The 24,950-nt window shown below is 64.8% G+C and carries 17 protein-coding genes; 4 read left to right on the top strand and 13 right to left on the bottom strand.

Going from position 1 to position 24,950, the window contains the following annotated elements; all coding sequences use genetic code 11:
- Window positions 1-18: 18 nt before the first annotated feature.
- The 4 genes from ACYVKQ_RS12395 (at window position 19) to ACYVKQ_RS12380 (ending at window position 6,745) form a co-directional block, all read left to right on the top strand.
- A complete protein-coding gene (locus tag ACYVKQ_RS12395; RefSeq protein ID WP_460675654.1) occupies window positions 19-3,057 on the top strand; it encodes a M16 family metallopeptidase in 3,039 nt (1,012 codons plus the stop codon).
- A 387-nt stretch (window positions 3,058-3,444) separates the two neighbouring features.
- Window positions 3,445-4,710: an NADP-dependent isocitrate dehydrogenase gene (gene icd, locus ACYVKQ_RS12390; RefSeq protein ID WP_460675653.1), complete on the top strand. Its 1,266-nt coding sequence runs from the start codon at window positions 3,445-3,447 to the stop codon at window positions 4,708-4,710.
- A 354-nt stretch (window positions 4,711-5,064) separates the two neighbouring features.
- Window positions 5,065-5,388 (top strand): hypothetical protein, encoded by a 324-nt coding sequence (locus ACYVKQ_RS12385; protein WP_460675652.1) that lies wholly within the window; start codon window positions 5,065-5,067, stop codon window positions 5,386-5,388.
- Window positions 5,389-5,854: 466 nt separating this feature from the next.
- Window positions 5,855-6,745, top strand: a complete 891-nt coding sequence (locus ACYVKQ_RS12380; RefSeq protein WP_460675651.1) for a pirin family protein — start codon at window positions 5,855-5,857, stop codon at window positions 6,743-6,745.
- Between the two features lie 20 nt (window positions 6,746-6,765).
- Here ACYVKQ_RS12380 and ACYVKQ_RS12375 read toward each other — a convergent pair whose 3' ends face one another.
- The 13 genes from ACYVKQ_RS12375 to ACYVKQ_RS12315 form a co-directional block, all read right to left on the bottom strand.
- Window positions 6,766-7,287: a DinB family protein gene (locus tag ACYVKQ_RS12375; RefSeq protein WP_460675650.1), complete on the bottom strand. Its 522-nt coding sequence runs from the start codon at window positions 7,285-7,287 to the stop codon at window positions 6,766-6,768.
- Window positions 7,288-7,427: 140 nt separating this feature from the next.
- The gene (gene fbp / locus ACYVKQ_RS12370; protein ID WP_460675649.1) at window positions 7,428-8,477 is read right to left on the bottom strand and encodes a class 1 fructose-bisphosphatase; all 1,050 of its coding nucleotides are present in this window, start codon (window positions 8,475-8,477) and stop codon (window positions 7,428-7,430) included.
- A gap of 251 nt (window positions 8,478-8,728) precedes the next feature.
- Window positions 8,729-9,226, bottom strand: a complete 498-nt coding sequence (locus ACYVKQ_RS12365; RefSeq protein ID WP_460675648.1) for a nuclear transport factor 2 family protein — start codon at window positions 9,224-9,226, stop codon at window positions 8,729-8,731.
- A gap of 69 nt (window positions 9,227-9,295) precedes the next feature.
- The gene (locus ACYVKQ_RS12360; protein ID WP_460675647.1) at window positions 9,296-10,657 is read right to left on the bottom strand and encodes an MFS transporter; all 1,362 of its coding nucleotides are present in this window, start codon (window positions 10,655-10,657) and stop codon (window positions 9,296-9,298) included.
- A 5-nt stretch (window positions 10,658-10,662) separates the two neighbouring features.
- Window positions 10,663-11,340 carry a beta/alpha barrel domain-containing protein gene (locus tag ACYVKQ_RS12355; protein WP_460675646.1) on the bottom strand — a complete coding sequence of 226 codons (678 nt, stop codon included), beginning with the start codon at window positions 11,338-11,340 and terminating at the stop codon, window positions 10,663-10,665.
- Between the two features lie 26 nt (window positions 11,341-11,366).
- On the bottom strand, window positions 11,367-12,383 hold the full coding sequence (locus ACYVKQ_RS12350) for a PfkB family carbohydrate kinase (protein WP_460675645.1): 1,017 nt from the start codon (window positions 12,381-12,383) through the stop codon (window positions 11,367-11,369).
- Window positions 12,384-12,537: 154 nt separating this feature from the next.
- Window positions 12,538-13,977: a glucuronate isomerase gene (gene uxaC / locus ACYVKQ_RS12345; protein WP_460675644.1), complete on the bottom strand. Its 1,440-nt coding sequence runs from the start codon at window positions 13,975-13,977 to the stop codon at window positions 12,538-12,540.
- A 115-nt stretch (window positions 13,978-14,092) separates the two neighbouring features.
- The gene (locus tag ACYVKQ_RS12340) at window positions 14,093-15,745 is read right to left on the bottom strand and encodes a UxaA family hydrolase (RefSeq protein ID WP_460675643.1); all 1,653 of its coding nucleotides are present in this window, start codon (window positions 15,743-15,745) and stop codon (window positions 14,093-14,095) included.
- Between the two features lie 26 nt (window positions 15,746-15,771).
- Entirely contained in the window at window positions 15,772-17,292 is a 1,521-nt protein-coding gene (locus tag ACYVKQ_RS12335) for a tagaturonate reductase (RefSeq protein WP_460675642.1), read from the bottom strand.
- A 12-nt stretch (window positions 17,293-17,304) separates the two neighbouring features.
- Entirely contained in the window at window positions 17,305-19,371 is a 2,067-nt protein-coding gene (pelA, locus tag ACYVKQ_RS12330; RefSeq protein ID WP_460675641.1) for a pectate lyase, read from the bottom strand.
- Window positions 19,372-19,404: 33 nt separating this feature from the next.
- The gene (locus ACYVKQ_RS12325; protein WP_460675640.1) at window positions 19,405-19,752 is read right to left on the bottom strand and encodes a cupin domain-containing protein; all 348 of its coding nucleotides are present in this window, start codon (window positions 19,750-19,752) and stop codon (window positions 19,405-19,407) included.
- Window positions 19,752-21,620, bottom strand: coding sequence for a RagB/SusD family nutrient uptake outer membrane protein (locus ACYVKQ_RS12320; protein WP_460675639.1), 1,869 nt, complete (start codon window positions 21,618-21,620; stop codon window positions 19,752-19,754). Before ACYVKQ_RS12320 ends, ACYVKQ_RS12325 begins: the two co-directional genes overlap by 1 nt.
- A gap of 28 nt (window positions 21,621-21,648) precedes the next feature.
- Window positions 21,649-24,918: a SusC/RagA family TonB-linked outer membrane protein gene (locus ACYVKQ_RS12315; protein WP_460675638.1), complete on the bottom strand. Its 3,270-nt coding sequence runs from the start codon at window positions 24,916-24,918 to the stop codon at window positions 21,649-21,651.
- Between the last annotated feature and the right edge of the window lie 32 nt (window positions 24,919-24,950).

The following is a 24,950-nucleotide window of genomic DNA, read 5'->3' as shown; positions in this document are numbered from 1 at the left end:
CTGAACCCGCTGCTATCCGTGAAAAAACCCTTCCTGCTCCTGCTGCCCGCCGTGGCCGCGCTGGGGCTGACCACCCAATGCCAGTCGAGCAAGCCGGCGGCCACGGCGGCCCCCACCGCGCAGACGCCCGCGGCCGAAACGCCCAAGGAGAAAGAGTACAAGTACACCACCGTGGAGGGCGACCCGCTCAACACGCGCATCTACACCCTGGACAACGGGCTGACGGTGTACCTCTCCGACTACGACGACGCGCCGCGCATTCAGACCTACGTGGCCGTGCGCGCCGGCTCCAAGAACGACCCGCACAACGCCACCGGCCTAGCCCACTACCTGGAGCACATGGTGTTCAAGGGCACTTCCCGGCTGGGCGCGCAGGACTTCGCCGCCGAGCAGGCCGAGCTGGCCAAGATTGAGGCGCTGTACGAGCAGTACCGCGGCACCCGCGACGCGGCCCTGCGCAAGAAGTACTACCACCAGATCGACTCCATTTCGGGCGTGGCGGCCAAGTACGCCGTGGCCAACGAGTACGACAAGCTGATGGGCGCCATCGGGGCCAAGGGCTCCAATGCCTATACCTCGGTGGAGCAGACGGTGTACCAGGAGGACATTCCTTCCAACCAGGTAGAAAAGTGGGCCGCCGTGCAGGCCGAGCGCTTCGGCGAGCTGGTGCCGCGCCTGTTTCACACCGAGCTGGAAGCCGTGTACGAGGAGAAAAACCGCGGCCTCGACAACGACTTCAACAAGGAGTTTGAGGCGTTGAACGCGAGCCTATTTAAAAAGCACGAGTACGGCACCCAGACCACCATCGGCACCATCGAGCACCTGCAAAACCCCTCCATTACGGAGATTAAGCGGTATTTCGACAAATACTACGTGCCCAACAACATGGCCGTGGCCATGAGCGGCGACCTGGACTTCGACCAGACCATTCGCACCGTCGACAAGTATTTCGGGCAGCTGAAGCCCAAGCCGCTGCCCACGTTTACGCCCGCCCAGGAAGACCCGATTGCGGCCCCCATCGTGAAGGAAATCAAGGGCCCGAACGCGGAAAACGTGATGCTGGGCTTCCGCTTCCCCGGCACGGCCACCCCGGACGCCCTGGTGCTGCGCATGATCGACAAGATCCTGACCAACGGGCAGGCCGGCCTGATCGACCTGAACCTGAACCAGAAGCAGCTGGTGCTGGAGGCGGCCTCCTTTGCCGACCTCAACAACGACTACTCGACCCACGTGCTCTACGGCACGCCGCGCCAGGGCCAGAGCCTCGACCAAGTGAAAGACCTGCTGCTGGCCCAGCTCGACAAGGTGAAGAAGGGCGACTTCCCCGACTGGCTGATTCCGGCCATCATCAACAACGAGCAGCTGCAGCGCACCAAGAGCTACGAAAGCAACGAGGCCCGCGCCGGCGCCTTCGTGGCGGCCTTCGTGGCCCGCGAAGACTGGAAGGACTTTTTGCAGCAGTTCAAGGACTTCGGCAACATCACCAAGGCCGACGTGATGCGCGTGGCCAACGAGTACTACGGCCCCGGCTACGCCCTCATCTACAAGCGCACCGGCAAGGATACCAGCACGCCCAAGGTCATCAAGCCTGCCATTACGCCGGTGCCGGTGAACCGCGACGCGGCCTCCGATTACTACAAACAGGTGGTGGCCCTGCAGGCGCCCGAGCTGCAGCCGGTGTTCCTCGACTATAAAAAGGATATCCAGCAAACCGAGCTGAAGCCCGGCCTGCCGCTGTACTACACCCGGAACTCCGAGAATAACCTGTTCTCGCTGTACTACGTGCTCGACCTGGGCACCAACAACGACCCCAAGCTGGGCCTCGCGGCCGATTACCTGCAGTACCTGGGCACCGGCAAGTACTCGGCCGCGCAGCTGCAGCAGGAGTTCTACAAGCTGGGTTGCTCCTTCGGGGTGCAGAGCGGCGCCGACCGCGTGTTCGTGAGCCTCTCCGGCCTCGACAAGAACATGGAGCCGGCGCTGGAGCTGTTTGAACAGCTGCTCGCCAACCCCACACCCGACGCGCAGGCGCTGAAGAATATGGTGGCCGGCATTCTGAAAAACCGCCAGGACGCCAAGCTCAACAAGAACGTCATCCTGAGCCAGGCCATGCTGAACTACGTGAAGTTCGGCCCGAAGAACCCCTTCACCAACATCGTAAGCGAAAAGGAGCTGAAAGCGCTTAAGCCCCAGGAGCTGATCAGCCGCACCAAGCAGCTGCTGACCTACCAGCACCGCGTGCTGTACTACGGGCCGCGTTTGGATCAGAAGGTTGTTGCTACACATACACTAGGTGAACAACTGACGGAAAATCAGCAGGCTATGCACCGCCCTTTCATTCCGGATGTGCTAAGCCGACTCCACAAAACGCCCGCCAAGCTCACCCCCACCCCGCCCGCCAAGGACTTCGCCGAGCTGCCGCTCAAGGACCGCAAGGTGTACTGGACGGACTTCAACATGGTGCAGGCCGAAATCCTGTTCCTGGCCCGCGGCGACGCCTACGATAAGGCGCTGGTGCCCACGGTGAGCCTCTACAACGAGTACTTCGGCGGCAACATGGGCAGCATCGTGTTCCAGGAATTGCGCGAGTCCAAGGCCCTGGCTTACTCGGCCACCTCGCGCTACACCAACGCCGACAAAACCGGCCGCTCCAACTACCAGCTCAGCTACATCGGCACCCAGGCCGATAAGCTGCCCGAGGCCATGGCCGGCATGGAGGCCCTGCTCAGCGAAATGCCCATGGCCGAGGCCAACCTCAACATCGCCCGCCAGAGCATCCGCAACAGCATCGCCACGGAGCGCATCACCAAGTCGGACATTCTCTTCAGCTACGAGCGCGCCCGTCGTCTCGGTCTCGACTACGACCTGCGCCGCGACGTGTACGAGCAGACGGCCAACATGAGCCTCGCGGACCTGAAGAAATTCCAGGAAGCCAAGGTGAAAGGCCGCCCGCAGACCATCCTGGTCATCGGCTCCAAGGACCGCCTCAACTTCAAGGAGCTGGCCAAGTACGGCGAAGTCAAGCAGCTCACGCTGAAGGACATCTTCGGGTACTAGGTGCCTCACCCCCGGCCTCTCTCCTAAGGGAAAGGGGAGTCAGACGTCAACAACGATTGTGGCCCCAATGCGCCTGAGCGCATTGGGGCCGCTCTTTTACGCGCTATTCGGAAGCTCCAATAATCGGCCCCGACGGGGCGGCGGAGCGCGAGCGAAGCAGCTCCGCCCCGCCTGCTGACGCCAGGCTCCGCTTCTGCCTTAGGAGAGCGGGTCGGGGGGTGAGGCCCGCATATACGACATTTTTTCCAAACACTTGTTTCCCCCCGTTTTTAGTCGGTGCTTTGCATCCTATTTCGCCCCGGGTGCGTCCCACTACCCGCCCGAAAAGGCCGTTTCACCCCAACCACAACCCACTAACCCCCGCGTCATTTCCTGACAACGCATCATATGGCTGACCAGAAGATTACCATCAAGAACGGCAAACTCAACGTTCCTGACCGCCCCACCATTCCGTTCATCGAAGGCGACGGCACCGGTCCCGACATTTGGGCGGCTTCGGTGCGCGTGTTCGACGCAGCCGTCGAAAAAGCCTACGGTGGCGCACGTAAGATTGAGTGGAAAGAAGTACTGGCCGGCGAAAAGTCGTACAAGCAGCTCAACAACTGGCTTCCCAACGATACCCTCGATGCCTTCCGCGAATACCTCGTGGGCATCAAAGGCCCGCTGACCACCCCGGTGGGCGGCGGCATCCGTTCCCTGAACGTGGCCTTGCGTCAGGAACTGGACCTGTACGCCTGCGTGCGTCCCGTGCGCTGGTTTGAGGGCGTGCCCTCCCCGGTGAAACAGCCGGAGCTGACCGACATGGTCATCTTCCGCGAAAACACCGAGGACATCTACGCCGGCATTGAGTACATGAACGGCACCCCGCAGGCCCAGAAAATGCTGGAATTCCTGCAGGACGAGATGGGCGTGAAGAAAATCCGCTTCCCCGAAACGTCCTCGTTTGGCATCAAGCCGGTGTCCAAGGAAGGCACCGACCGCCTCGTGCGCGCCGCCATCAACTACGCCCTGGAAAACAAGCGCGAGTCGGTGACGCTGGTGCACAAGGGCAACATCATGAAGTTCACCGAGGGCGCCTTCAAAACCTGGGGCTACGAGTTGGCCGAGAAGGAATTCGGCGACAAGGTGTTCACCTGGGCCCAATTTGACAAGCTGGCCGCCAAGCACGGCCAGGACGCGGCCAATGCCCACATGAAGAACGAGCTGGCTTCGGGCAAAATCCTCATCAAGGACAGCATCGCCGACGCCTTCCTGCAGCAGATCCTGCTCCGCCCCGCCGACTACGACGTGGTGGCCACCCTGAACCTGAACGGCGACTACATTTCCGACGCCCTCGCGGCCATCGTGGGCGGCATCGGCATCGCGCCGGGCGCCAACATCAACTACCTCACCGGCCACGCCATCTTCGAGGCCACCCACGGCACCGCGCCCAAGTACGCCGGCCAGGACAAGGTGAACCCCGGCTCGGTTATCCTCTCCGGCGCCCTCATGCTGGAGTACATGGGCTGGCAGGAAGCCGCCGACCTCATCTACAAAGGCCTCGAAGCTGCCATTGGCGCCAAGCGCGTCACCTACGACTTCGAACGCCTGATGGAGGGCGCTACCCTGCTGAAGTGCTCGGAGTTTGGGGATGAGATTGTGAAGAACATGTAATTGCGTTGGCTTCGGTCAAACCGAAACCCCGCGTTGGTGCAAGCCGGCGCGGGGTTTTGGTTTGGCGCCTGATTCGTCTTCACGTCCAGAAGTGTTTGCAGATGTCGAGGTTGGTAACGCGCACCTAGCGCCCCGCCACCTGTGCCAGTGCCTGCGTCAAGGCTTGGTGCCGCTCCTGGACCCGTACTCACATCCTCGCTTTATCACACGCCGAGCTGCCTCCATGGCCCGGCTTAGCCACCGTGCTCCGGCCCAGCTCGCCCACTCGCGGTCGGCCGCTCGTGGTCCGTCTTGCGTATGCCAACCCATGGCTGCCGCTTCACTCTTTCTGAGTTCACCCTAACCAACACCCCGATGAAAAAAGCGCTTTTCCTGGCCCTGACCGCCCTCACCCTCGCCAGCTGCGGCTCCGACAACGCCAATACCGACAACGCCGGCGCCAGCGGTAGCCCGGGCGCTACCGAGGACATGTCCGCCCCCGGCACCGTCGACAGCTTGGAACAGGGCGGCGCCAGCACCACCGACGGCCCCGCCAGCATCGAAGGCACCGACCCCACGACCACCAACAACGGCTCCACCATTACCGACGCCAACGGCGGCACCTCGCGCAATACTACGCCCAGCGGCTCCACCACGGCTGGCAGCGGTACCACTTCCGGCAGCACGACCGGACAATAAGCACTGCTTTGCCACAGCCCAGCGGGCCGGATAGCCCTTCTCCGCCCCGCTGGGCTGCGTGGCCGCGTCTCCGCTCTGGCCATCCGTTACCCGATGGCATCCGCCTCCCGTTAACCCTGATGCATCGGTGGCCCGCCTTACTTTTATTTCTATTCCTGTATATCCCGGGCTGTGCTTGGCTAGCGAAAATTGCCGTTTGTTCACGTATGCGTCCAGACGCGGAATTGTTGACAGAGCGGCGGGCCTTTTCAAACGCTGGCGGCGCAGAGTACCCCGTGGCGCATCCCATGTACCCAATACTAGTTGTGCGGGTACCTCTCCCAGCACCGGCTTGGCCACTAGCTAAGGCTGCAGGGTGCTCTTGTGAGGGTTGCTCAGGGCGGGCGGTTGCGCAGCAGCAAGGCTACGCTGAAACAACGCCCTGCCGCGCGGGTTCTTTGCCAGCAGCTCCTACTCTCCTTGCGTTATGCCCCCTCCTCCCCCAGCCCTGCGCCGCATTTTTCAGGTCATTGATGGCGTCAAGAAGCTCGTCGGCGACGGCTTCGACGTGACCAGCCCCATGCCCGGCTCGCGCATCCGCCAGCTCAGCCCCTTCCTGCTGCTCGACCACACCGGACCCATGACCGTGCACCCCACCGATACGCCGCTGGGCGCGCACCCGCACCCCCACCGCGGCTTCGAGACGGTGACCGTGGTGTACCAGGGCTACCTCGCCCACCGCGACACGGCCGGCCACAGCGGCCACCTCGGCCCCGGCGACGTGCAGTGGATGACGGCCGGCGCGGGGCTGCTGCACGAAGAGATGCACGAGCAGGAGTTTTCGCGCCGCGGCGGCGTACTGGAGCTGCTGCAGCTGTGGGTGAATGTGCCCGCCAAGGACAAAATGGCCCCACCGCGCTACCAGGAGCTGCCCGCGGCCCTGATTCCGAGCGTGCCCACCACCGACGGCCAGGGCTACTTGCGCGTCATTGCCGGCGACTACGGCGGTACCCAGGGCCCGGCGCAGACGTTCTCGCCGCTGGTGCTGCTGGATGCCCACCTGCCCGAGGGCTGCGCTACCACCCTGCACCTGCCGGCCAATTACAACGTGGGCCTGTACGTGGTGCAGGGCGACGTACTGGTCAACGACAGCCGCCCGGCGCAGACCAAGCAGCTCGTCGTGCTCGGCTGGGACGCTCCGGACCTGCGCCTCAGCGCTTCCCAGGACAGCACCGTGCTCATCATGGCCGGGCAGCCCATCGTCGAACCGCTGGCCACGTACGGTCCCTTCGTGATGAATACCAACGACGAGCTGATGCAGGCCATCGACGACTACGAAAGCGGACGCATGGGCCGTTTCGATACCGACGCCCAGTAACCGCGCACCCTGCTCTACTCCTACTGCCCGCCCGCCCGCAGCACCCGCGCCGTCACCAGCAACTGCCCGAGGTGGCGCATGGTGTGTTCGGCGGCGTGGGTAAGCAGGCCGATGATGGTAGAGGGCAACTGGGCCCGGCCCACGCCGCGCGGCAGCGCCAGGGTGGCGGGGTCGGTGGCGCGCAGCTGCGCCAGGGCCCGGTCTACCTGCGCATCGAAGGCTTGCAGCAGCGCGGCCGGCGTAAGCTGCTCCGCGGCCTGCCCTTCAGCGGCCAGATAAGCCAGCTGGGCTTCGGTCAGGTGCTGGCAGCGGGCATAGGTGAGCAGCCGGTCGAGCACCCCGGTGAGGTGCTGCAGGTGAAAGCCCACCGAAGCCACGCCGGCGGGCCGCTGCCACAGCAGCTCAGCGGGAAAGTCGTGAAGGGCGGCGTGTAGCTCCTCGCGGGCCTGCAGCAGGGCGTGCGCCACGGGCTGCAGCAGCGCCGGCATATCGGGCAGGGGGCCGCGCAGCCATACCTCGCGGGTGTCGGGCGGGGTCGTCATGTTTCCCCAACCAGCTCCGCGGCCGGAAGTTGGCAACCGGCCGCTACCGGCCACAAAAAAGCCCTCACGCGGAGGGCTTTTTGCTGACTTCAAAGGCACGGCAGCCCCTGGGAGCGGTACCAGCAACCCCACGGCCCTGCTTACACCGAAGCCGCCGTGGGCACCGTGGCCGCCGCTTCCACGCAGGCCTGAAAGTCCGCTACCATGTCGGCCGAGCCGATGTAGAGCGGGCTGCGCTGGTGAAAGTCGGTGGGCACCACATCGAGCACCGGCCCGTCGGCACCGGCGGCCTGGCCCCCGGCCTGCTCGATGAGCATGGCCAGCGGGTAGCACTCGTAGAGCAGGCGCAGCTTGCCGGCCGGCGTCTTGCTGGTGGGCGGGTAGAGGTAAATGCCGCCGGTGAAGAGGTTGCGGTGGTAGTCGGCTACCAACGAGCCTACGTAGCGGCCGCTGTACGCCCGGCGCTTGCAGTCCATCAGGAAGGTGCGCACGCACTCCGCGTACTGAAACCAGTAGCCCTCGTTGCAGGAAAAGGTGCTGCCCGTGGCCGGGATGGTGATGCTCGGGTGCGAGAGGAAAAACTCGCCCAACGACGGTTCGTAGGTGAAGCCCGCCACGCCATGCCCGGTGGTGTACACCATCATGGTGCTGGAACCGTACAGGATGTAGCCGGCGGCCACCTGCTGCCGCCCGCCCTGCAGAAAGTCTTCGCGCGTGGCCTTCGAGCCCACCGGCGTGACGCGGCGGTAAATGGAGAAGATGGTGCCGATGCTGACGTTCACGTTGATGTTGGACGAGCCGTCGAGCGGGTCGATGGCCACCACGTACTTGCCCTGGTCGTTGCCGGTGTGGATGATGTCGTCTTCCTCCTCGGAGAGCACCGCGCAGGCCTGCCCGCCGTTGCGCAGGGCCCGGATAAAGCGGATGTTGGCCACCACGTCGAGCTGCTGCTGCTCTTCGCCCTGCACGTTCTGCTGCCCGTAAGCGCCGGTGATGCCGGCCAAACCCGCCCGGTTTACCTCGCGGTTGATGATTTTGCCGGCCAGCGCAATGTCGCGCAGCAGCTGCGAGAGTTCCCCGGTAGCGTAGGCAAACTCGCTCTGCTTTTGCATGATGTAGCGCTCCAGCGTGGTACCGACCGGGCTGGCAATGGTATTCTCGGGGGAAACAGGGGTAGAAGGAGTACTCATACGTGGGAAGGTTGACTGGCCATAGGGGGTGGCCATGAAAGCAGCATGCTGAGTTGGTCGGCCGGGCGGGCGCGGTAGCAGCGCTACCGGCACGCAAGATGGGCAACTAACTCAGCATGACTGTTCTGGACTCTACTGTCCGGGAAGAGCAGGGCGGCCGCGCCGGTAGCTTGCACAGCCAATGTAGCGCCGGCGGGCACACCCCGTCTTTCGGTTTCCGGCCCGGGGAGCAGGCCGGAGGGTTCCGCCGTTTAGCTTTTGGCTTCGGGCTGCTTCTGCGACTGCCACAGCACCACCTGCCAGCCTTTCTTCGCGTCCTTGATCTGCACCACCACATACTTGAGGTGGGCGATGTTGGGCGAGCCGTCGGGCTTGTTGGGCTGCGTGATGGTGATGGTGCCGTTCACCACGGCGGCTTTGCCGTCGTTGTAGGCGCGCACGTTCAGGGCTTCCACCTCAATCTTGTCGTACACGCTCTTGCCGTCGCGGATGGACTGGATGTAGTCCGTCTTGCCGTTCTGCTTGCCGTTGGAGTGCGTGTACACCAGGTCGTCGGCGAAGACCTTCTCCAGGAAGGCGTAGTCTTTTTTCACCTGGGCCTCGAAGCGCTGCCGCTCCAGGGCCTCCACTTCCTTCGCGGCCGCCACGTCTTTGCCGGAGGGCTTGCCCGACTGGGCACCGGTGGAAGTGAAGGCCGCCAGCGAAAGCATCAGCCACGCGGCCAGGGTCAGGGAAAGCAGTCGTTTCATGGGGTAGCACTGTCTGGTTGGCGAGCCGGGGGCCGCGGCGCCGATGCGCGTCGCGGCCCGCCGCCCGGCCTAGTTGTCGATATCGATCTGCTTCATGCGCGGGGCCAGGAAGTGCATCAGCACCCAGGCCAGCAGGTACGCGCCGCCGCAGATCAGGAACATGATGAAGTAAGCCGTTTCCTTCTGCCCGATGCTCTCGTAGTACACGAACATCCGCTTCTGCACCAGGGCCGAGAGCAGGATGCCGCCCAAGCCGCCGGCCATGCCGCCGATGCCCGTCACCGAGGCCACAGCCCGCTTGGGGAACATGTCCGACACGGTGGTGAAGATGTTGGCGCTCCAGGCCTGGTGAGCTGCCGCCGCAATGCCGATGACGAGCACCGCCAGCCACATGTTGATCTGGCCGAGGTACTGGGCAAACACGATGGGGAACACGCACAGCGCGATGAGCAGCATCGAGGTTTTGCGGGCCCGGAACGGCTCCCAGCCCTGCTTGATGAAGTTCAGCGGAATCCAGCCGCCGCCCACGCTGCCGATGCTCGACAGCACGTACACCATCGCCACCGGGAAGGCCACGTCGGTACCCTTCAGGCCGTATTGCTTGTTGAGGAAGTCAGGCAACCAGAACAGGTAAAACCACCAGATCGGGTCCGTCAGGAACTTGCCGAGCACGAAGGCCCAGGTCTGGCGGAAGGTCAGCAGCTTAAACCACGACACTTTGGGCTGCGTCTCGATGGAGGCGGCTGCCATGTCGTCCACGTCGCTGTGGATGTACTCAAACTCGGCCTTGGTGAGGCGCGCGTGCCGGGCGGGCACTTCGTAGAGCCAGAACCAAAGGGCCAGCCACACGAAGCCCAGGGCCCCGGTGATGATGAAGGCCCACTGCCAGCCGATGGTTTCGGCGATAAACGGCACGGTGAGCGGAGCAATGATGGCGCCCACGTTCGAGCCGGAGTTGAAGATGCCCGTGGCCAAGGCCCGCTCCTTCTGCGGAAACCACTCGGCGGTGGTTTTGATGGCCGCCGGGAAATTGCCGGCCTCCGTCACGCCCAAAAAGGCGCGCGCCACGCTGAAGCCCAGCGTGCTGCTCACGAAGGCGTGGCCGATGGCCGCCAGGCTCCACAGAAACGTCGACAGCGCGTAGCCCATCTTGGTGCCGAGCTTGTCGATGACGCGGCCCACGCCCAGCATGCCCAGCGAGTAGGCCAGCTTGAAGGCAATTTCAATGTCGGCGTAGTCGGCGTCGGTCCACTTAAACTCGGTTTCGAGGTAGGGCTTCAGCAGCGAAATGACCGCCCGGTCGAGGTAGTTGACGGTGGTGGCAAAAAACACCAGCGAACAGATCGTCCACCGGTACTTCCCGATGGTGTCCCCGTTGAGCGCCGTGGCACCCGCGGAGCGGTTCACCGAAGTGGGGGTTGTCGTCGGCATGGGCGCTACTTCTTAAAGGTGTGAACGAAGGCCATCAGCTCGGCAATGCGGGCGGAGAGGGCGTCCAGGTCGTCCGAGTTCTTGAACAGTTGGGAGCCCATGCCCACCGCGCTGGCGCCGGCGCCAAACCAGGCCGCCAGGCTCTCGGTGGTGGGTTCCACGCCGCCGGTCACCATGATTTTCACCTTGGGCATGGGGCCGTGCACCGCCTTGATGTAGTCGGGGCCGACCACGTTGCCGGGGAAGATTTTCACGATGTCCGCGCCGAGGCGCGTGGCGTGGAAAATTTCGTTGAGCGTCATCACGCCGGGCACCCAGGCAATGTCGTAGTGGCGGCAGATGGCGGCCACGTCGGCCGTGGTGATGGGCTGCACCACAAAGTCGGCGCCGGCCAGGATGAAGGCCTCCGCATCCTTGGCGTTGTAGATGGTGCCGATGCCCAGCAGCATGTCGGGGCAGTTGTCGCGCACGTAGGCGCGCAGCTTCGTGAACACCTCAAAGGCGTTGTCGCCGCGGTTGGTAAACTCAAACACGCGGATGCCGCCCGCGTAGCAGGCGCCGAGGATGCGCTGGGCGTGCTCCACGTCGGCGTGGTAGAACACCGGGATGACCGGCGCCGCCAGCGCGCGTTGCAGCACTTCCTTGGAGGCCAGTTTCGGGGCGTTGTCAGTGGCGAAGGACATAGTTCGGGTGGGCTGGGTGAGACGGGTTATCGGAGCAGGCGGCCGGTGGTGTTGCCGGCCACGATGTGCTCCACTTCGGCGGCCGTCGCGAGGTTGACGTCGCCGTGAATGGTGTGCTTCAGCGCCGAAGCGGCCGTCGCGAAGTTCAGGGCCGCTTGCGCCGAGTTGAGCCGGAGCTTGCCGTACACAAAGCCGGCAATAAAGGCGTCGCCGCCGCCGATGCGGTCCACGACGGGCGTGATGTCGTAGTACTGCGTCTGCAGGTAGCCTTCGGCGGTGTCGTAGAGCATGCCCTTGATGCGCTCGTGCGAGGCGCTCTGGGTTTTGCGCCGGGTGGCCATGACCTGCTTGATCTGCGGGAACCGCTCGGTGAGCAGCTGCGCCATGGAGGCAAAGCTGTTGTCGGCGTCCTCATCGGCCCGAATGCCGAACAAATCCTCCGCGTCGCCTTCGGAGCACACCACCACGTCGCAGCCGGCGGTCAGCTCCGGCATCACGTCCTGGGCGCGCTGCCCGTACTGCCACAGGTTGCGGCGGTAGTTCACGTCGGCCGACACGGTGATGCCGAGGCGGCGCGCCACCCGGATGGCGTCGCGGCAGGCCTGCGCGGCCGGGGCCGACACGGCGGCGGTGATGCCCGTCCAGTGAAACCACTGGGCATCCTTGAGGATTTCTTCCCAGTTGAAAGCGGCTGGGTCCAGCTTGGCAAAGGCCGAGTCGAACCGGTCGTAGACGATGGTGCTGGCGCGCAGCGCGGAGCCGACTTCGAGGAAGTATAGGCCCAGACGCGTGTTCGGGGTGTAGACGGTGTGGCGCATGTCCACGCCCAAGGCGCGGAACTGCTGCGTGGCCGCGCGGCCCAGCTGGTGGTCGGGAAAGCAGGTAACGTGAGCCGCGGGCAGGCCCAGGCAGGCCAGCGAAGCGGCCACGTTGGCGTCGCCGCCGCCGTAGGTTACCTCGAGGTCCGCGGCCTGCTCCAGCCGGTAATTCAGCGGCGGCGAGAGCCGCATCATGATTTCGCCGAACGTGACAATTTGCTTCATGCCAGGGTCAGAACGCCGCCACTCGGGGCGGCGCAAGGTGAAGAGGGGACAAGGGACTACCGACAAGGTCGGCAGGAAAGGAGGCCGAACAATCGTTTGCGCCCCATAAAAACTCCGGCAACGTTGTCACAAACGTTGCCGGAGCGGGTTTTCCTTAGGCTTCGGCCGTGACCGGGGCGGTTTGGGCGACGGTCTGGAAGCCGAAGTACTCGTTGGCGTTGCCGTGGCAGATGTTCTGCACCATGCGGCCGAGCAGCGCCATATCGGCCGGCAGCTCGCCATTTTCCACGTCGTGGCCGAGCATGTTGCAGAGGATACGGCGGAAGTACTCGTGGCGCGGGTACGAGAGGAAGCTGCGCGAGTCGGTGAGCATGCCCACGAAGCGGCTCAGCAGGCCCATGTTCGACAGCGCGTTGATCTGCCGCTCCATGCCGTCCTTCTGATCGAGAAACCACCAGCCCGAGCCGAACTGCATCTTGCCGGCCACCGAGCCGTCCTGAAAGTTGCCGATCATGGTGGCGAACAGCTCGTTGTCGGCGGGGTTCAGGTTGTAGAGAATCGTCTTGGCCAGCTTGTCCTGCGTGTCCAGCCGGTCGAGGAACTTCGACAGCGCCGGGCCCTGCTGGAAGTCGCCGATGGAATCCCAGCCCGTGTCGGGGCCGAGTTGGCGCAGCATGCGGGCGTTGTTGTTGCGCAGGGCACCGAGGTGGAACTGCTGGGTCCAGCCTTTCTCCCAATCCAGCTCGGCCAGGAACACGAGCATGGCCGACTTAAACTGCAGCACTTCGGCGCGCTCCAGCGTCGCGCCGCCGCGCACCTTGGCGAAGATGCGGGTGATGTCGGCGTCCGAGTAGTCGGCGGCGTAGATCTGCTCCAGGCCGTGGTCCGAGAGGCGGCAGCCCAGGGCGGCAAAGTAGTCGTGGCGCACGCGCAGGGCCGTTTGCAGGTCCTGGTAGTTCAGAATTTCCACGGCGGCCGAGGCGCCCAGCTTGTCCAGATAGGCGTTGTAGCCGGCCGCATCTTCCGGCGACATGGCTTTGTCGGGGCGGAAGGTGGGCAGCACCTGCACGCCGAAGGGGTCGGCGGCAATGGCGCGGTGGTGTTCCAGCGAGTCGGCCGGGTCGTCGGTGGTGCAGAGGGTCTGCACGTTCATCTTCCGAAGCAGGTTGCGCACCGAGTACTCGGGCGTGCGCAGCAAGGCCGAGCAGTGGTCGTAGATGCGGCGGGCCGACTCCGGGTTGAGCAGCTCCGTCACGCCGAAGTAGCGCTGCAGCTCCAGGTGCGTCCAGTGGTAGAGTGGGTTGCGCAGGGTGTTGGGCACGGTTTCGGCCCACTTCTCAAACTTCTCCCAGTCCGACGCGTCGCCCGTGATGTAGCGCTCATCGATGCCGTTGGTGCGCATGGCGCGCCACTTGTAATGGTCGCCGTAGAGCCAGATCTGCGTCAGGTTGTCAAACTGCTTGTCTTCGGCAATCTGGTCGGGCAGCAGGTGGTTGTGGTAGTCGATGATGGGCATCTGCCGCGCGTACTCGTGGTAGAGCGTGCGCGCCGTGGCGGTCTGCAGCAGAAAGTCGGGACCGAGGAAGGGCTTCATGGGGTGGTTGTCAGTTGTAGGTTGTCAGTTGTCAGTCGGGGAAATCGAAGGAGGAGGCTGCCCGCCATCAGGCTTTTCGCGCCTGGCAACGGACAACCGACTCCTGACAACTCTTTTATAGGCTCACGCCGCGTTTCCACGGAATAAAGTCGGTTTGCCCGTGGCGCACGGCGGCGACTTCCTCGCCGCTGGCCACGCGGATGACGTATTCCAGAATCCGCTCCCCGGCCTGCTCGATGGTTTCCTCCCCGTCGATGATGGTGCCGGTGTTGAGGTCGATGATGTCGGGCATGCGCCGGGCCAGCGGGGTGTTGGTCGAAATCTTCACCACCGGGGCAATGGGGTTGCCGGTGGGCGTGCCCAAGCCGGTGGTGAAGAGCACCACCGTGGCGCCCGAGCCCACTTCCGCCGTCGTCGATTCCACGTCGTTGCCGGGCGTGCACAGCAGGTTCAGGCCGGGCTTGGTCACCAGCTCGGGGTAATCGAGCACGTCGACCACCGGCGAGGAGCCGCCTTTGCGGGCCGCCCCGGCCGATTTCATGGCGTCGGTAATCAGGCCGTCGCGGATGTTGCCCGGCGACGGGTTCATGTCGAAGCCCGAGCCCACGGCCACGGCCGAGTCGCCGTAGGCTTTCATCAGCGAGCTGAAGCGCTCGGCAATGGCCGGCTCCACGGCGCGGTCCACCAGTTCCTGCTCCACGCCGCACAGCTCGGGAAATTCGGCCAGGATAACCGAGCCGCCCAGGGCCACCAGCAGGTCGGACACGTGGCCCACGGCCGGGTTGGCCGAGATGCCCGAGAAGCCGTCGGAACCGCCGCACTCCAGCCCGATGCACAGCTTGCTGAGCGGGGCCGGCTGGCGGTGCTGGGCGTTGGCCTGCATCAGCCCGGCAAAGGTCTGGCGCAGCGCGGTGCTCACCAGGGCCTCTTCCGTCCCGATTTTCTGCTGCTCCAGAATATAGAGCGGCTTGTAGAACTGCGGGCTGCGCTTGTTGATTTCGTCCTGCAGCATCGACACCTGCGCGTTCTGGCAGCCCAGGCTGAGCACGGTGGCACCGGCCACGTTCGGGTGGGTGATGTAGCCGGCGAGCAGGCCGCAGAGCGTTTGCGCGTCCTGCCGGATGCCGCCGCAACCGCCTTCGTGGGTGAGGAAGCGTACGCCGTCCACGTTCGGGAACAGGCGGGGCTTCTGCTGCCCGTCGAGGGCCGTCTGCAGGTCGGCCTGCAGGATTTCCTCCACCGTCTTGCCAGCCTGCATCAGCTGAATCAGCTCCTGCGTCTGGGGCTGGTAGCTTTTGCGGCGGCCGTAGCCCAGGTCGTGCACCAGGGCTTCTTCCAGCACCTGGATGTTGCGGTTTTCGCAGAACACCAGCGGAATCACCAGCCAATAGTTGGCCGTGCCCACGCGGCCGTCGGGGCGGTGAAAGCCCATGAAGGTGCGGTCCTGCCACTTTTCCACGTTCGGCACGGGCCAGGAGGCGCGGTGCGCGCCCTGCTCGTCGTAGCTGTTGGTGGCGTGCTGGATGTTGGCGGTGGTCAGCAGGCCGCCGAGCGGAATGGCTTCGCGGACTTTGCCCACCAGCACCCCGTACATGGTCACGGAGTCGCCGGGCTGAAAGTCCTGCAGGGCCAGCTTGTGCTTGGCCGGAATGGCGGCCACGGTCTTGATGGCGCTGTCCTCCCACGGAATCGTCGTGCCGGCCGGCAGGTCCTGCAGGGCCACCAGTACGTTGTCGTGGGGGTGGATTTTGGCTACTAAGTGTTTCATCTTGGAGAGGAAAGGTCCCCGAAGGACTAGGCGGGAACCTGGGTGTTCAGGTGGCTGGCTACGGTGGCGTACACGCCCTGGTCGAGCATCTGCTGCAGGTAGCCGGCCACGGCGGCGGCAAAGCCCGGCAGCACAGCCAGGTCGTGGTTCCACAGCGCCTGGTTGTGCAGCACGGTGTTGGTCAGCTCGGTCGGCGCGAGGCGCTGCCAGAGCTCGGCGAAGTAGCCCGCCTTCTCGTCCTGAATGGCGTAGGGCTCCCCGCCCAGCTCGCCGTACCACGTGTGGTCCTGCTGGTGGGTGCCGCGCATGAAGAGCAGGTAGGCCGCGAAGCCCAGCGCCGCGCACTGCGGCACGCGGTGGTTTCGCTCGAAGTACTGCACCAGCGTGGCCACGTTGCGCATCTGCATCTTGGCCGAGTAGTTCAGCGTGATGGCCAGCCAGCGGTGCTCGATGTAGGGGTTGCGGAAGCGGTCCAGCACCTGCCGGCCAAACGCGCGCGCCACCTCGTCGTCGACTTGGTAGGGAATGCCGGCGCGCAGGTCGTCCAGCATCAGGCGCGAGAGGAAGGCACCGAGCACGTCGTCGTCCATGGCGCCGCGCACCGTCTCGAAGCCGCTCAGGAAGGCCAGGCCGCAGCCGAGGGTGTGCGTGCCGTTGAGCAGGCGCAGCTTCAGCTCGCGGAACTGGTTGATGTCGGGCTGGATGATGACGCCCCGGTCGGCCTGCTCGAAGGAGAGCACCGCGCGCACTTTCTCGTCGCCCTCGATGGCCCACAGGCGGTAGACCTCCGACATGGTGAGCAGGTCGTCGTCGTAGCCCAGTTCCTCGGTCAGGGCATTGTAGGCGCCCACGTCGGGGCGGCCCGGCACGATGCGGTCGACCAGGGAATTGCAGCAGGTGTTGGCCGTTTCCAGCCAGTCGATGAAGTCGGCTTCCAGCTCGTTGCGGTGGGCCAGCTCCAGCAGGATGGCTTCCAGCTTCGAGCCGTTGTCGGGAATCAGCTCCGTCGGCACGATGACCAGGCCCTTGCTCCGGTCGCCCTTGAAGGCTTTCCAGCGCACGTAGAGCACGGCCAGCAGCTTGCCGGGAAACGACACGGGCGGCGACTGCCGCACGTCGTCGGCTACGAGTTGGATGCCCACTTCGGTGGTGTTGCTGATGACCACCTGCAGGTCGGGCGACTGAGCGAAGCGCAGCACCTCGGCCCACTGGCTTTTGGCCGACAGCACGCGGCTGATGGCCGAGCTGACCACATTTTCCTCCACCCGCTGGCCGTCTTCGATGCCGCGAATGCAGAGCGTGTACAGCCCGTTCTGGCGGCTGAAGGCGTTGATGTCGCCGCCGTCGGTGGACTTCACGACCACCACGCGGCCGTTGAAGATGCCCTGGCGGTTGGCTTTATCGATGAGGTAGTCGGGCAGGCCGCGCAGCAGCACGCCGGTACCGAATTGCAGAACCTTCTCGGGCAGGGCCAGGTGCGCCGCTTCGGGCAGTGCGACGGCCGGCGTGGCCTCGGCCAGCGCAATGTTGCGAGACAAGTAGCTCATGGGGGTATTCTCTTATAGTCCGCTCTTTCCGTTCGCCCACTGGTGTTGCCACTTGGGGTAATCTTTGGCCAGCAGCTTGGCGGGCCAGGTGCCGGCGTAGGCGTAGCCTACGCGGCGTTCATGCTCGATTTCGGCCAGGGAAGCGTGCTTCACCCCGTCGCGCCCGACGTAGATGGGCTGGTTGGTTTCCAGGTCGTAGAAACGTGCCCACAAAGTAGAGCCAGGCTCCGCCACCACCTTCCTGTCCTTACCTGTCGGCTGGGCAGCGTCGTCCACGTCCTTCACCGCGAAACCCTCCATCTTCACCCCGTTCAGCCAGGCCACCGCGGCTTCGATGGACTGTTTGATTTCGGGCGTGGGCTGAGGCACGCTCATCAGGAACTCCACGATGCCCACCGTCTCGAAGCCGCTCAGCGAGGCCACCTCGAAGGCGCGGGCCTTGCAGGGCAGCAGGGTGCGGCGGTCGTGCTGGGCGCCCCAGCCGGTGAGCTTGCCGTTCTGTACGTACTGGCTGCGCACGATGCAGCGGATGCCGCGCTGCACGGCCTGCTCGGCCTGGGGCACCAGCGCGAAGTCGATCAGGGCGAAGTCACCTTGCTTTTCGGCCACGTTCTTGAGCAGCTTCAGCGCCCGCACCATGGCGTTGTCGTTGTAGGTAATCTGGGCGCGGTAGGAGGAGCTGTCGGGGTAAAACTGCGGGAAGCCGCCGTTTTGGTGCTGCATCACCAGCAGGTAGCGGATGCCCTGCTCGGCCGCGCGACGGTAAGCCGGGTTGTTGGTTTTCTTGAAGGCCCCGAGCAGGTAGGTGATTTCGCGGGTGGTGGCGTTGTTGTCGATGGTGGCATCCTTGCGGCCAGCGTCCTTGCGGGTGGCGGCGCGCTCGGCGGCCGTCAGCGCGTGCTGGTAGTCTACCTTCTTCTCCCCTACCGCCTTGGGCCAGCCGCCGATGGCGCGCTGGTACACCAGCATGCGCTCGGCCACCGAATCCTTGGCGACGGGCGCGGCGGCCGCGGCGGTCGTCCCGGCGGGTGAAGCGCCTACTTTGCCCGTGACCGGGTCCCAGGTGCCACCGAAGGTCCAGGCGGCGTTGATCTGCTTGGCCGTGGGCGCGCCCGCGGCCGTGCTCAGGTTGTCCTTGAACCAGGCAAAGTCGCCGCCCTTGCGGTGGCAGTCGGCGTAGTACACGCGGCGGCCCCACAGCGGGGTGCCGGGACCGGAAGTGGCGTGGTAGATGTCGGCGTCGGCCATGTCGGCGCTGAACTTGCAGCCGACGAGGTAGAACTGCGACTCGCGGTGGTAGCGGCCGAGCTTGAAGCCCTTGTCGCCTTCGAAGGAGCAGTTCTTGAGCACTGTCTTCGAGTCCTTGTTGCCGGAGCCGTCGTGCCAGATGCCGGCCGTGGTGCCGCGGCAGATAAAGCGGCAGTTTTCGGCGTAGGCCCAGCCGCGCGGGCAGTAGAAGTCCACGCCGCCCTCTAGCGTGCAGTCCTTGAAGTAGAACTGCCCGCCCTCGGTGTCCCAGGGGCTGACGGTGTCGCCGCCGTAGGCGCGGAAGGTGCAGCGCACAAACTTCATGCGCGGCGAGCCGGCGAAGGTGCGCAGCGCCATCTGGTGGGCGGTTTTGCTGATTTTCTTTTTGCCGCTGGGGTCGGCCGAGCAGTCGATTTCCGTCTGCTCGGGGGCGTTCAGGCCGTAGCTGTTCTCCACGGTCAGGTTTTCCAGCGTCAGGTCGGGCGAGTTGCGCACGTTGATGGTGGCCACGCCCCAGTCGTCGGTGTTGCCGGCGCAGCGGGCGGCCTCGCGGGCCAGCGCCACCTGCAGCTTGGTTTGCGCCTCGCCGGCGCCGCGCAGGGTCAGCTTCTGCTTGCCGTCGATAAACAGTTGCTCGCGGTAAACGCCCTTCTTGATGGTGATGACGCGCGCTTTGTCGGCGCGGTCCGGCAGGCTGTTGATGGCCGCCTGGACCGTTTTAAACTGGCCCGAGCCGTCGGCGGCCACGGTGATTTGCTGGGCCGCGGCCGCGCAAGTCACCAGGGCAAAGCCCGCTCCGAGTACCAGTTTGGTAAGCCAACGTCGCATCATCTCTCGCATCTCGTCTTTCCCCGCGGGGAGTATTTACACAAAGTCGGCCCGCAGGGGGCTAAAGGAATCCAGCAGCACGCCGGCCTGCCGGCAGGTGGTGCCGTGCAGCGTATGGCCGGGCACGAAGCAGCTGTCGCCGGCCCGCAGCACGCGCGTTTCGCCGGCAATGGTGTAGGCAAACTCGCCGCTTTCCACGTAGCTGGTCTGCGCGTGCGGGTGCTGGTGCTGTGCGCCCACGGCGCCGGCCTCGAAGGCCACTTTCACCAGCATCAGCTCGGGGCCGTAGGCCAGCACTTGCCGCCGCACGCCCTCGGCCACGGGCTCCCAGCGGAGCCCGTGGCCGGCGCAGAACAGCGGAGTTGCGTGTTCGGGCGTAGGCATTAGTAACCGAAGTTTTGCTTCAGGGCCGGGTCGGCCGCCAGCGTCGCCTGCGGGATGGGCAGCAGCTCCTTGCCCTTGCCGGGCAGGTATTCGGCGGCCAGACCGGCGGCGGTGCTCGTCGCCGTGGTGGTAGTCGTGCCGATGGTCAGGCTGTAGGTCGTGTTGACGGGCTTCGTGTTGGCGATGTACGCCGCGTCGATGGCCTGGCGCCAGTTCACGCGCGTGGTGCCAGCCGGGGCGGTCGTGTACGGCGAAGGCCGGTAGAACGAGTTGACCCACTGCACCGGGCTGGCCGACGGGGTGCGGTAGAACATGTACTGCGGGATGTTCTGGTAAGGCGCCTGGTTTTTGGCCATCTTCTCGATGTTGGCCTTCACCTCGGCAATCTTGGTTTCGAACAGGTTCCAACGCAGCAGATCGTACTTGCGGATGCCCTCGCCGCCGAACTCCAGGTACCGCTCGTTGGCCAGCGCGTTGAAGAAGCTAGTCTTGGAGTTCAGGTCGAGGCCGGCCGAGGCGCGGGCCGCGTTGCCGCCGAAGCCGCGCGTGCGCACTTCCATCAGGGCGTTCTTGGCCGCCAGCGTCGGGCCGTTCAGCTCGTTCTCGGTTTCGGCGAACATCAGCAGCACGTCGGCGAAGCGGATCAGCGGCCAGTTGTAGTCGAGGTAGTTGCTCTGGCCCGTCAGCGGCGGAATGTGCCAGTCGCGGCGCCACTTACCGTCGGTGATGTTGGTCAGGGCAATACCCGACTGGAAGTTGCTGTTGGCGCCGATTTCGTAGGTCGTGATGGTCACGTCGCGGCGCGTGTCGGTCGAGTCGAAGGCGTAGAAGTACGGCGGGGCGATGGTCACGGCGCCCTGCGTGGAGCCGTACGTGCCGGCCGAGTTGCGCAGGCGCGGGCCGTTGTAGTAGCCCAGCTTGCTGCCCGAAGCCCCGGTGGCCGTCGACATGCCCACCTGGAACATGATTTCGTTTTTGGCGTCCGGGCGCTTCTCGTTCATGCTCTTGAACAGGTCCAGGAAGCTCGGCGTCAGGTCGTGCTCGGTGCGGTTGGCCATCAGCTGTTGGCACTCCAGCCGGGCAATGCGGTAGTAGTCGAGGTAATCGGAAGCACGCTCCATCACCCCGGTGGTGGAATTGGCGCTGTAGCCGCCGCGGTACAGTGCAATGCGGGCGCGCAGGGCTTTCACGGCGCCCTTGGTGATACGCTCGTTGGCCGTGCCCACCTTCGAGCGCCACGGCACCAGCTTCGCCGCCAGCGCCAGGTCATCGATCAGGCGCGAAAGCGTAGCCCGGCGGTCGGCGTTGGGCAGGAAGAAGTCCTGGCCGGCCACCGAGGGCGTAAACTGCGCGGGCACGTCGCCCCAGTTGCGCACCAGCTCGAAGAGGTACTGCGCGCGCAGCGTGAGGGCTTCGCCGTGCAGGCGGTGCATGGCGGCCGTGTCGGCGGCCGTGCCGTTGTTGTAAATCTCGGACTCCGGGATGCGCTTCACGCAGATGTTGGCGCGCTCCACGCCCTGGTACAGCTGGTTCCAGGGGTTGGTGATTTCCGAGTTCGTGGCCAGGGCCGTGTAGCGGGCAATGCTGCGGCGCGCCTGGTCGGGCGGGCCGGCCGAGCCGATCATCTCGTCGCTGTCGTACGGGTAGTACATGCTGACGCGGGTGCCGTAGCCGTTGTCGCCCGAGAGCGGGTCGTAGGCGCCGATGATGGCGGTGGTGGCCCCGTCGACGGTGCTGAAGGTATACTCCGCGGAGTTCAGGCCGAGCGGCTCGACTTCCAGAAAGTCGCGGCAGGACGACAGCGCACCGGCGGAACCCACCAGGGAGGCTGCGGTCAGCGCCACGCGAAAGAAGCTGAACGATTTCATATGCAGGAAAGACAGAATCGGGTGGGAATTACAGGGAGAGGTTCACGCCGAAGAGGAAGGCACGGCTGCGCGGGTAGGCGGCGTAGTCGACGCCCGGGGTCAGCGGCGACGAGCGGCGCGTGTTCACCTCCGGGTCGTAGCCCGTGTATTTGGTGAACGTGTAGAGGTTGTTGAGCGTCACGTAGAAACGCAGGTTGCTCACCTTGGCGCGCTCCGTCAGGGCTTTGGGCAGGGTGTAGCCGAAGGTCACGTTGTTCACGCGCAGGAACGAGCCGCTTTCAATGGCCCAGGAGTGCAGGGCGAAGTTGCGGGTGGGCGTCCAGATGTCCGCGTTCTGGTTGACCTCGCGCAGGCGCTCCAGCGACGTGATGGGCGAGCCATCGGCTTCCACGGTGCGGTAGCGGTTGCCCATGATGTCCAGCAGGTTGCTGAACGCCGTGTTGGCCGTGTTCGAGGTAAACTCGATCTTGTTGGCGTTGTAGATGTCGTTGCCGAGCACGAAGTTCAGGAACACGCTCGCGTCGAAGCCCTTGTAGCTGAACTGCTGGTTCAGGCCGCCCACCACCTTGGGGTTGGCGTTGCCAATTACCGTCTGGTCCTGCGAGTCAATTTTGCCGTCCCCGTTCAGGTCCTTGAACTTCAGCAGGCCCGGCCGGTACGACGTTTCGCCGATCAGGCCCAGGTTGTTCACCAGCCCAGCTTTGGGCACCCAGGTACCCAGGCCGCCGGTGGTCGAGGGCGTGTAGCTCTCGAAGTCGTCGGCGGTCAGGAAGCCGTCGGTGATGTAGCCGTACATCTGGCCCACCGGCTGGCCCACGCGGGCCACGTAATCCGGCACCAGCGAGGGTTGGTTGGCCCAGCCCGAGGTGATGCCCAGGATTTCCTGCTGGTCGCCGCCCAGGCTCTCAATCTTGCCGCGGTTCATGGAAGCGTTGGCCGTGGCCGTCCAGGTGAAGTTACCGCTCTGAATCACGGTACCCGTCAGCTGCATTTCGATGCCGCGGTTCGAGGTCGAGCCCACGTTTACCTGCTGGGTGGCGTAGCCCAGGAAGCCGGGCACCGGCTTGTCGAGCAGCAGGTCGTGGGTGGTGTTGTAGTAGGCGTCGGCCGAGAACTGCACCCGGTTCTGGAACAGGGCCAGGTCCACGCCGATGTTGCGCGAGGTCGTCGATTCCCAGACCAGCTCGGGGTTGGGCAGGCGGTTAGAGGCCGCCGAGCCGTACACGATGGTGTTGTTCAGCGAGTACGGGGCCCCGCCGGCCTGGAACAGCTGCAGGTACTGGAAGTCGCCGATGCGGTTGTTGCCGGCCTCGCCGTAGCTCAGGCGCAGCTTCAGGTCGTTTACGGCCGAGATGTTCCCGAAGAAGCCTTCCTTGGAGATGCGCCACGCGAACGAAGCGCCGGGGAAGAAGCCCAGGCGGTTGCCCTCGGCAAACTTCGACGAGCCGTCGGCCCGGAACGTGCCGGTGAAGAGGTACTTGTCGTCGAAGGAGTACGTGAGGCGGCCGAAGCCCGAGAGCAGCTTGAAGTTCTGCGGCACGCTGGTGGTCGGCGGGAACGGCTGCGCCGCGGTGCCGGCCGGCAGCACGCCCTGGTTGATGTTGGCCCAGGCCTGCTCGGCGGTGATGTCCTGCGGCAGGTAGTTGGTCTGGATGTACTGCTGGCGGTTCAGCTGCGTGTACACCTCCTGGCCCAGCAGCAGGCCCAGCGAATGCCGCTCCTTCTTCAGGCTGTAGTCCAGCACGTTCGAGTTGTTGAGCGTGGTCTGGGTGGTGGTGGTGATGGTGGCGAAGGGCAGCAGGCCGTAGCTGCCAGCGGCCGAGCGCAGCGTGGGCGAGTAACGCCCGTTGAAGGTGCTCAGGTCGAAGTTGGTGATGTCGAAGCCGGCCGTGGAGCGGAAGGTCAGGCCCTTGGCCAGCTCCAGCGCCGCGTTGCCGCCCACGTTGATGGTGCGGCGCTTGTCTTCGCGGAACTCGTTGTCGATGGTGACAATCGGGTTGGTCAGGTTCGACTGCTCGAAGTACTCCGGGTCGAAGGCCGAGATGTCCTCAAACGAGCCGTCGGGGCGCGGAATCATCATGGGCTGGAACTGCACCGCGTTGCGCAGGCGCGAGGTCGTGTTCGAGCCCGCGGACGACGTACCCGCCCCGTTCGTTTCCTGGTTGTTGAAGCGCACGTTCAGGCCAAAGCGGAACTTCTCCGTGGCCTTCGTGTCGAAGCGGAAGTTCACCAGGTTGCGCACGTAGTCCGAGCCGCGCTGGATGCCGTCTTCCGTGTTGCGCGTCAGGCTCAGCGCGTACGTGGTGCCTTTCACCCCGCCGGCCACCGACACGTTGTGCGTCTGCTGAAACGCCGAGCGGCCGAAGGCTTCGTCCTGCCAGTCGATGAAGGGCGACTGGCGGACGCGCCGCAGCGTGTCGCTGTTGAAGTTGGCGCTGCCAAACAGGTTGCGGAAGGTCGGGATGCCGCCGGGGCTGTTGCCGATCAGGCGCGTGCGCTCGTACTGGTAGTTGAGGTAGTCATCCGGGCCGAGCACATCCAGCGTCTTGGCAATCTTGCGGAAGCCGGCGAAGCCGTTGTAGCTCACCACCGTCTTGCCTTCGATGCCCTTCTTGGTGGTGATGATGATAACGCCGTTGGCGCCGCGCGCGCCGTAGATGGCCGTGGCCGAGGCGTCCTTCAGCACGTCGACGGAGGCAATGTCCTGCGGGGCGATAACCGACAGCGCATTCTCAATCTGAATGCCGTCGACCACGTACAGCGGCGAGTTGTCCTGGGTGATGGAGCCGCCGCCGCGCACGCGCACCTGCACGTTCTGGTTGCCGGGCGAGCCTTCGGCCGAGGTCAGCTGCACGCCGGCCAGGCGCCCGGTCAGGGCTTCGGCGGCGGAGTTGACGGGAATATCCTTGATCTGCTGGGCGCTGACCGACGACACGGAGCCGGTCACGTCGCGGCGCTGCACCTCCTGGTAGCCGATAACCACCACGTCGCTGAGTACTTTGGCGTCTTCCCGCAAGGTCACCGTCACGTCCGAGCGGCTGCCCACTTCCACGTCCTGCGGCTCGAAGCCGATGTAGCTCAGGCGCAGCACCACGTTGCTGCCGGTCACGTTCAGGCTGAAGCGGCCCTCCGGGTCGGTGGTGGCGCCGTTGGTGGTGCCTTTCACGACCACGGTCACGCCGGGCAGCTCTTCGCCCTTGGCCGAGCGCACGACGCCTGTCACGCGTCGGCTCTCTTGGGCGTTGGCCGTCACCGCTATGCTTAGCAGCGACCCAGCCAGTAATAGATGTTTTTTCATGGGAAGAACGATGTGGGAATCGAAGGCGGTTG

The sequence above is a fragment of the Hymenobacter coalescens genome, from assembly GCF_054783195.1.
The sequence above is the reverse complement of the archived record's forward strand: the minus strand, read 5'-3'. Positions and strand labels throughout refer to the sequence as shown.

What these genes read in the sequence shown, in the direction of transcription:
- icd (WP_460675653.1), top strand. Translation starts at nt 3,445, where the DNA reads ATGGCTGACCAGAAGATTACCATCAAGAACGGCAAACTCAACGTTCCT.
- ACYVKQ_RS12385 (WP_460675652.1), top strand. Translation starts at nt 5,065, where the DNA reads ATGAAAAAAGCGCTTTTCCTGGCCCTGACCGCCCTCACCCTCGCCAGC.
- ACYVKQ_RS12380 (WP_460675651.1), top strand. Translation starts at nt 5,855, where the DNA reads ATGCCCCCTCCTCCCCCAGCCCTGCGCCGCATTTTTCAGGTCATTGAT.
- ACYVKQ_RS12375 (WP_460675650.1), bottom strand. Translation starts at nt 7,287, where the DNA reads ATGACGACCCCGCCCGACACCCGCGAGGTATGGCTGCGCGGCCCCCTG.
- fbp (WP_460675649.1), bottom strand. Translation starts at nt 8,477, where the DNA reads ATGAGTACTCCTTCTACCCCTGTTTCCCCCGAGAATACCATTGCCAGC.
- ACYVKQ_RS12365 (WP_460675648.1), bottom strand. Translation starts at nt 9,226, where the DNA reads ATGAAACGACTGCTTTCCCTGACCCTGGCCGCGTGGCTGATGCTTTCG.
- ACYVKQ_RS12360 (WP_460675647.1), bottom strand. Translation starts at nt 10,657, where the DNA reads ATGCCGACGACAACCCCCACTTCGGTGAACCGCTCCGCGGGTGCCACG.
- ACYVKQ_RS12355 (WP_460675646.1), bottom strand. Translation starts at nt 11,340, where the DNA reads ATGTCCTTCGCCACTGACAACGCCCCGAAACTGGCCTCCAAGGAAGTG.
- ACYVKQ_RS12350 (WP_460675645.1), bottom strand. Translation starts at nt 12,383, where the DNA reads ATGAAGCAAATTGTCACGTTCGGCGAAATCATGATGCGGCTCTCGCCG.
- uxaC (WP_460675644.1), bottom strand. Translation starts at nt 13,977, where the DNA reads ATGAAGCCCTTCCTCGGTCCCGACTTTCTGCTGCAGACCGCCACGGCG.
- ACYVKQ_RS12340 (WP_460675643.1), bottom strand. Translation starts at nt 15,745, where the DNA reads ATGAAACACTTAGTAGCCAAAATCCACCCCCACGACAACGTACTGGTG.
- ACYVKQ_RS12335 (WP_460675642.1), bottom strand. Translation starts at nt 17,292, where the DNA reads ATGAGCTACTTGTCTCGCAACATTGCGCTGGCCGAGGCCACGCCGGCC.
- pelA (WP_460675641.1), bottom strand. Translation starts at nt 19,371, where the DNA reads ATGATGCGACGTTGGCTTACCAAACTGGTACTCGGAGCGGGCTTTGCC.
- ACYVKQ_RS12325 (WP_460675640.1), bottom strand. Translation starts at nt 19,752, where the DNA reads ATGCCTACGCCCGAACACGCAACTCCGCTGTTCTGCGCCGGCCACGGG.
- ACYVKQ_RS12320 (WP_460675639.1), bottom strand. Translation starts at nt 21,620, where the DNA reads ATGAAATCGTTCAGCTTCTTTCGCGTGGCGCTGACCGCAGCCTCCCTG.
- ACYVKQ_RS12315 (WP_460675638.1), bottom strand. Translation starts at nt 24,918, where the DNA reads ATGAAAAAACATCTATTACTGGCTGGGTCGCTGCTAAGCATAGCGGTG.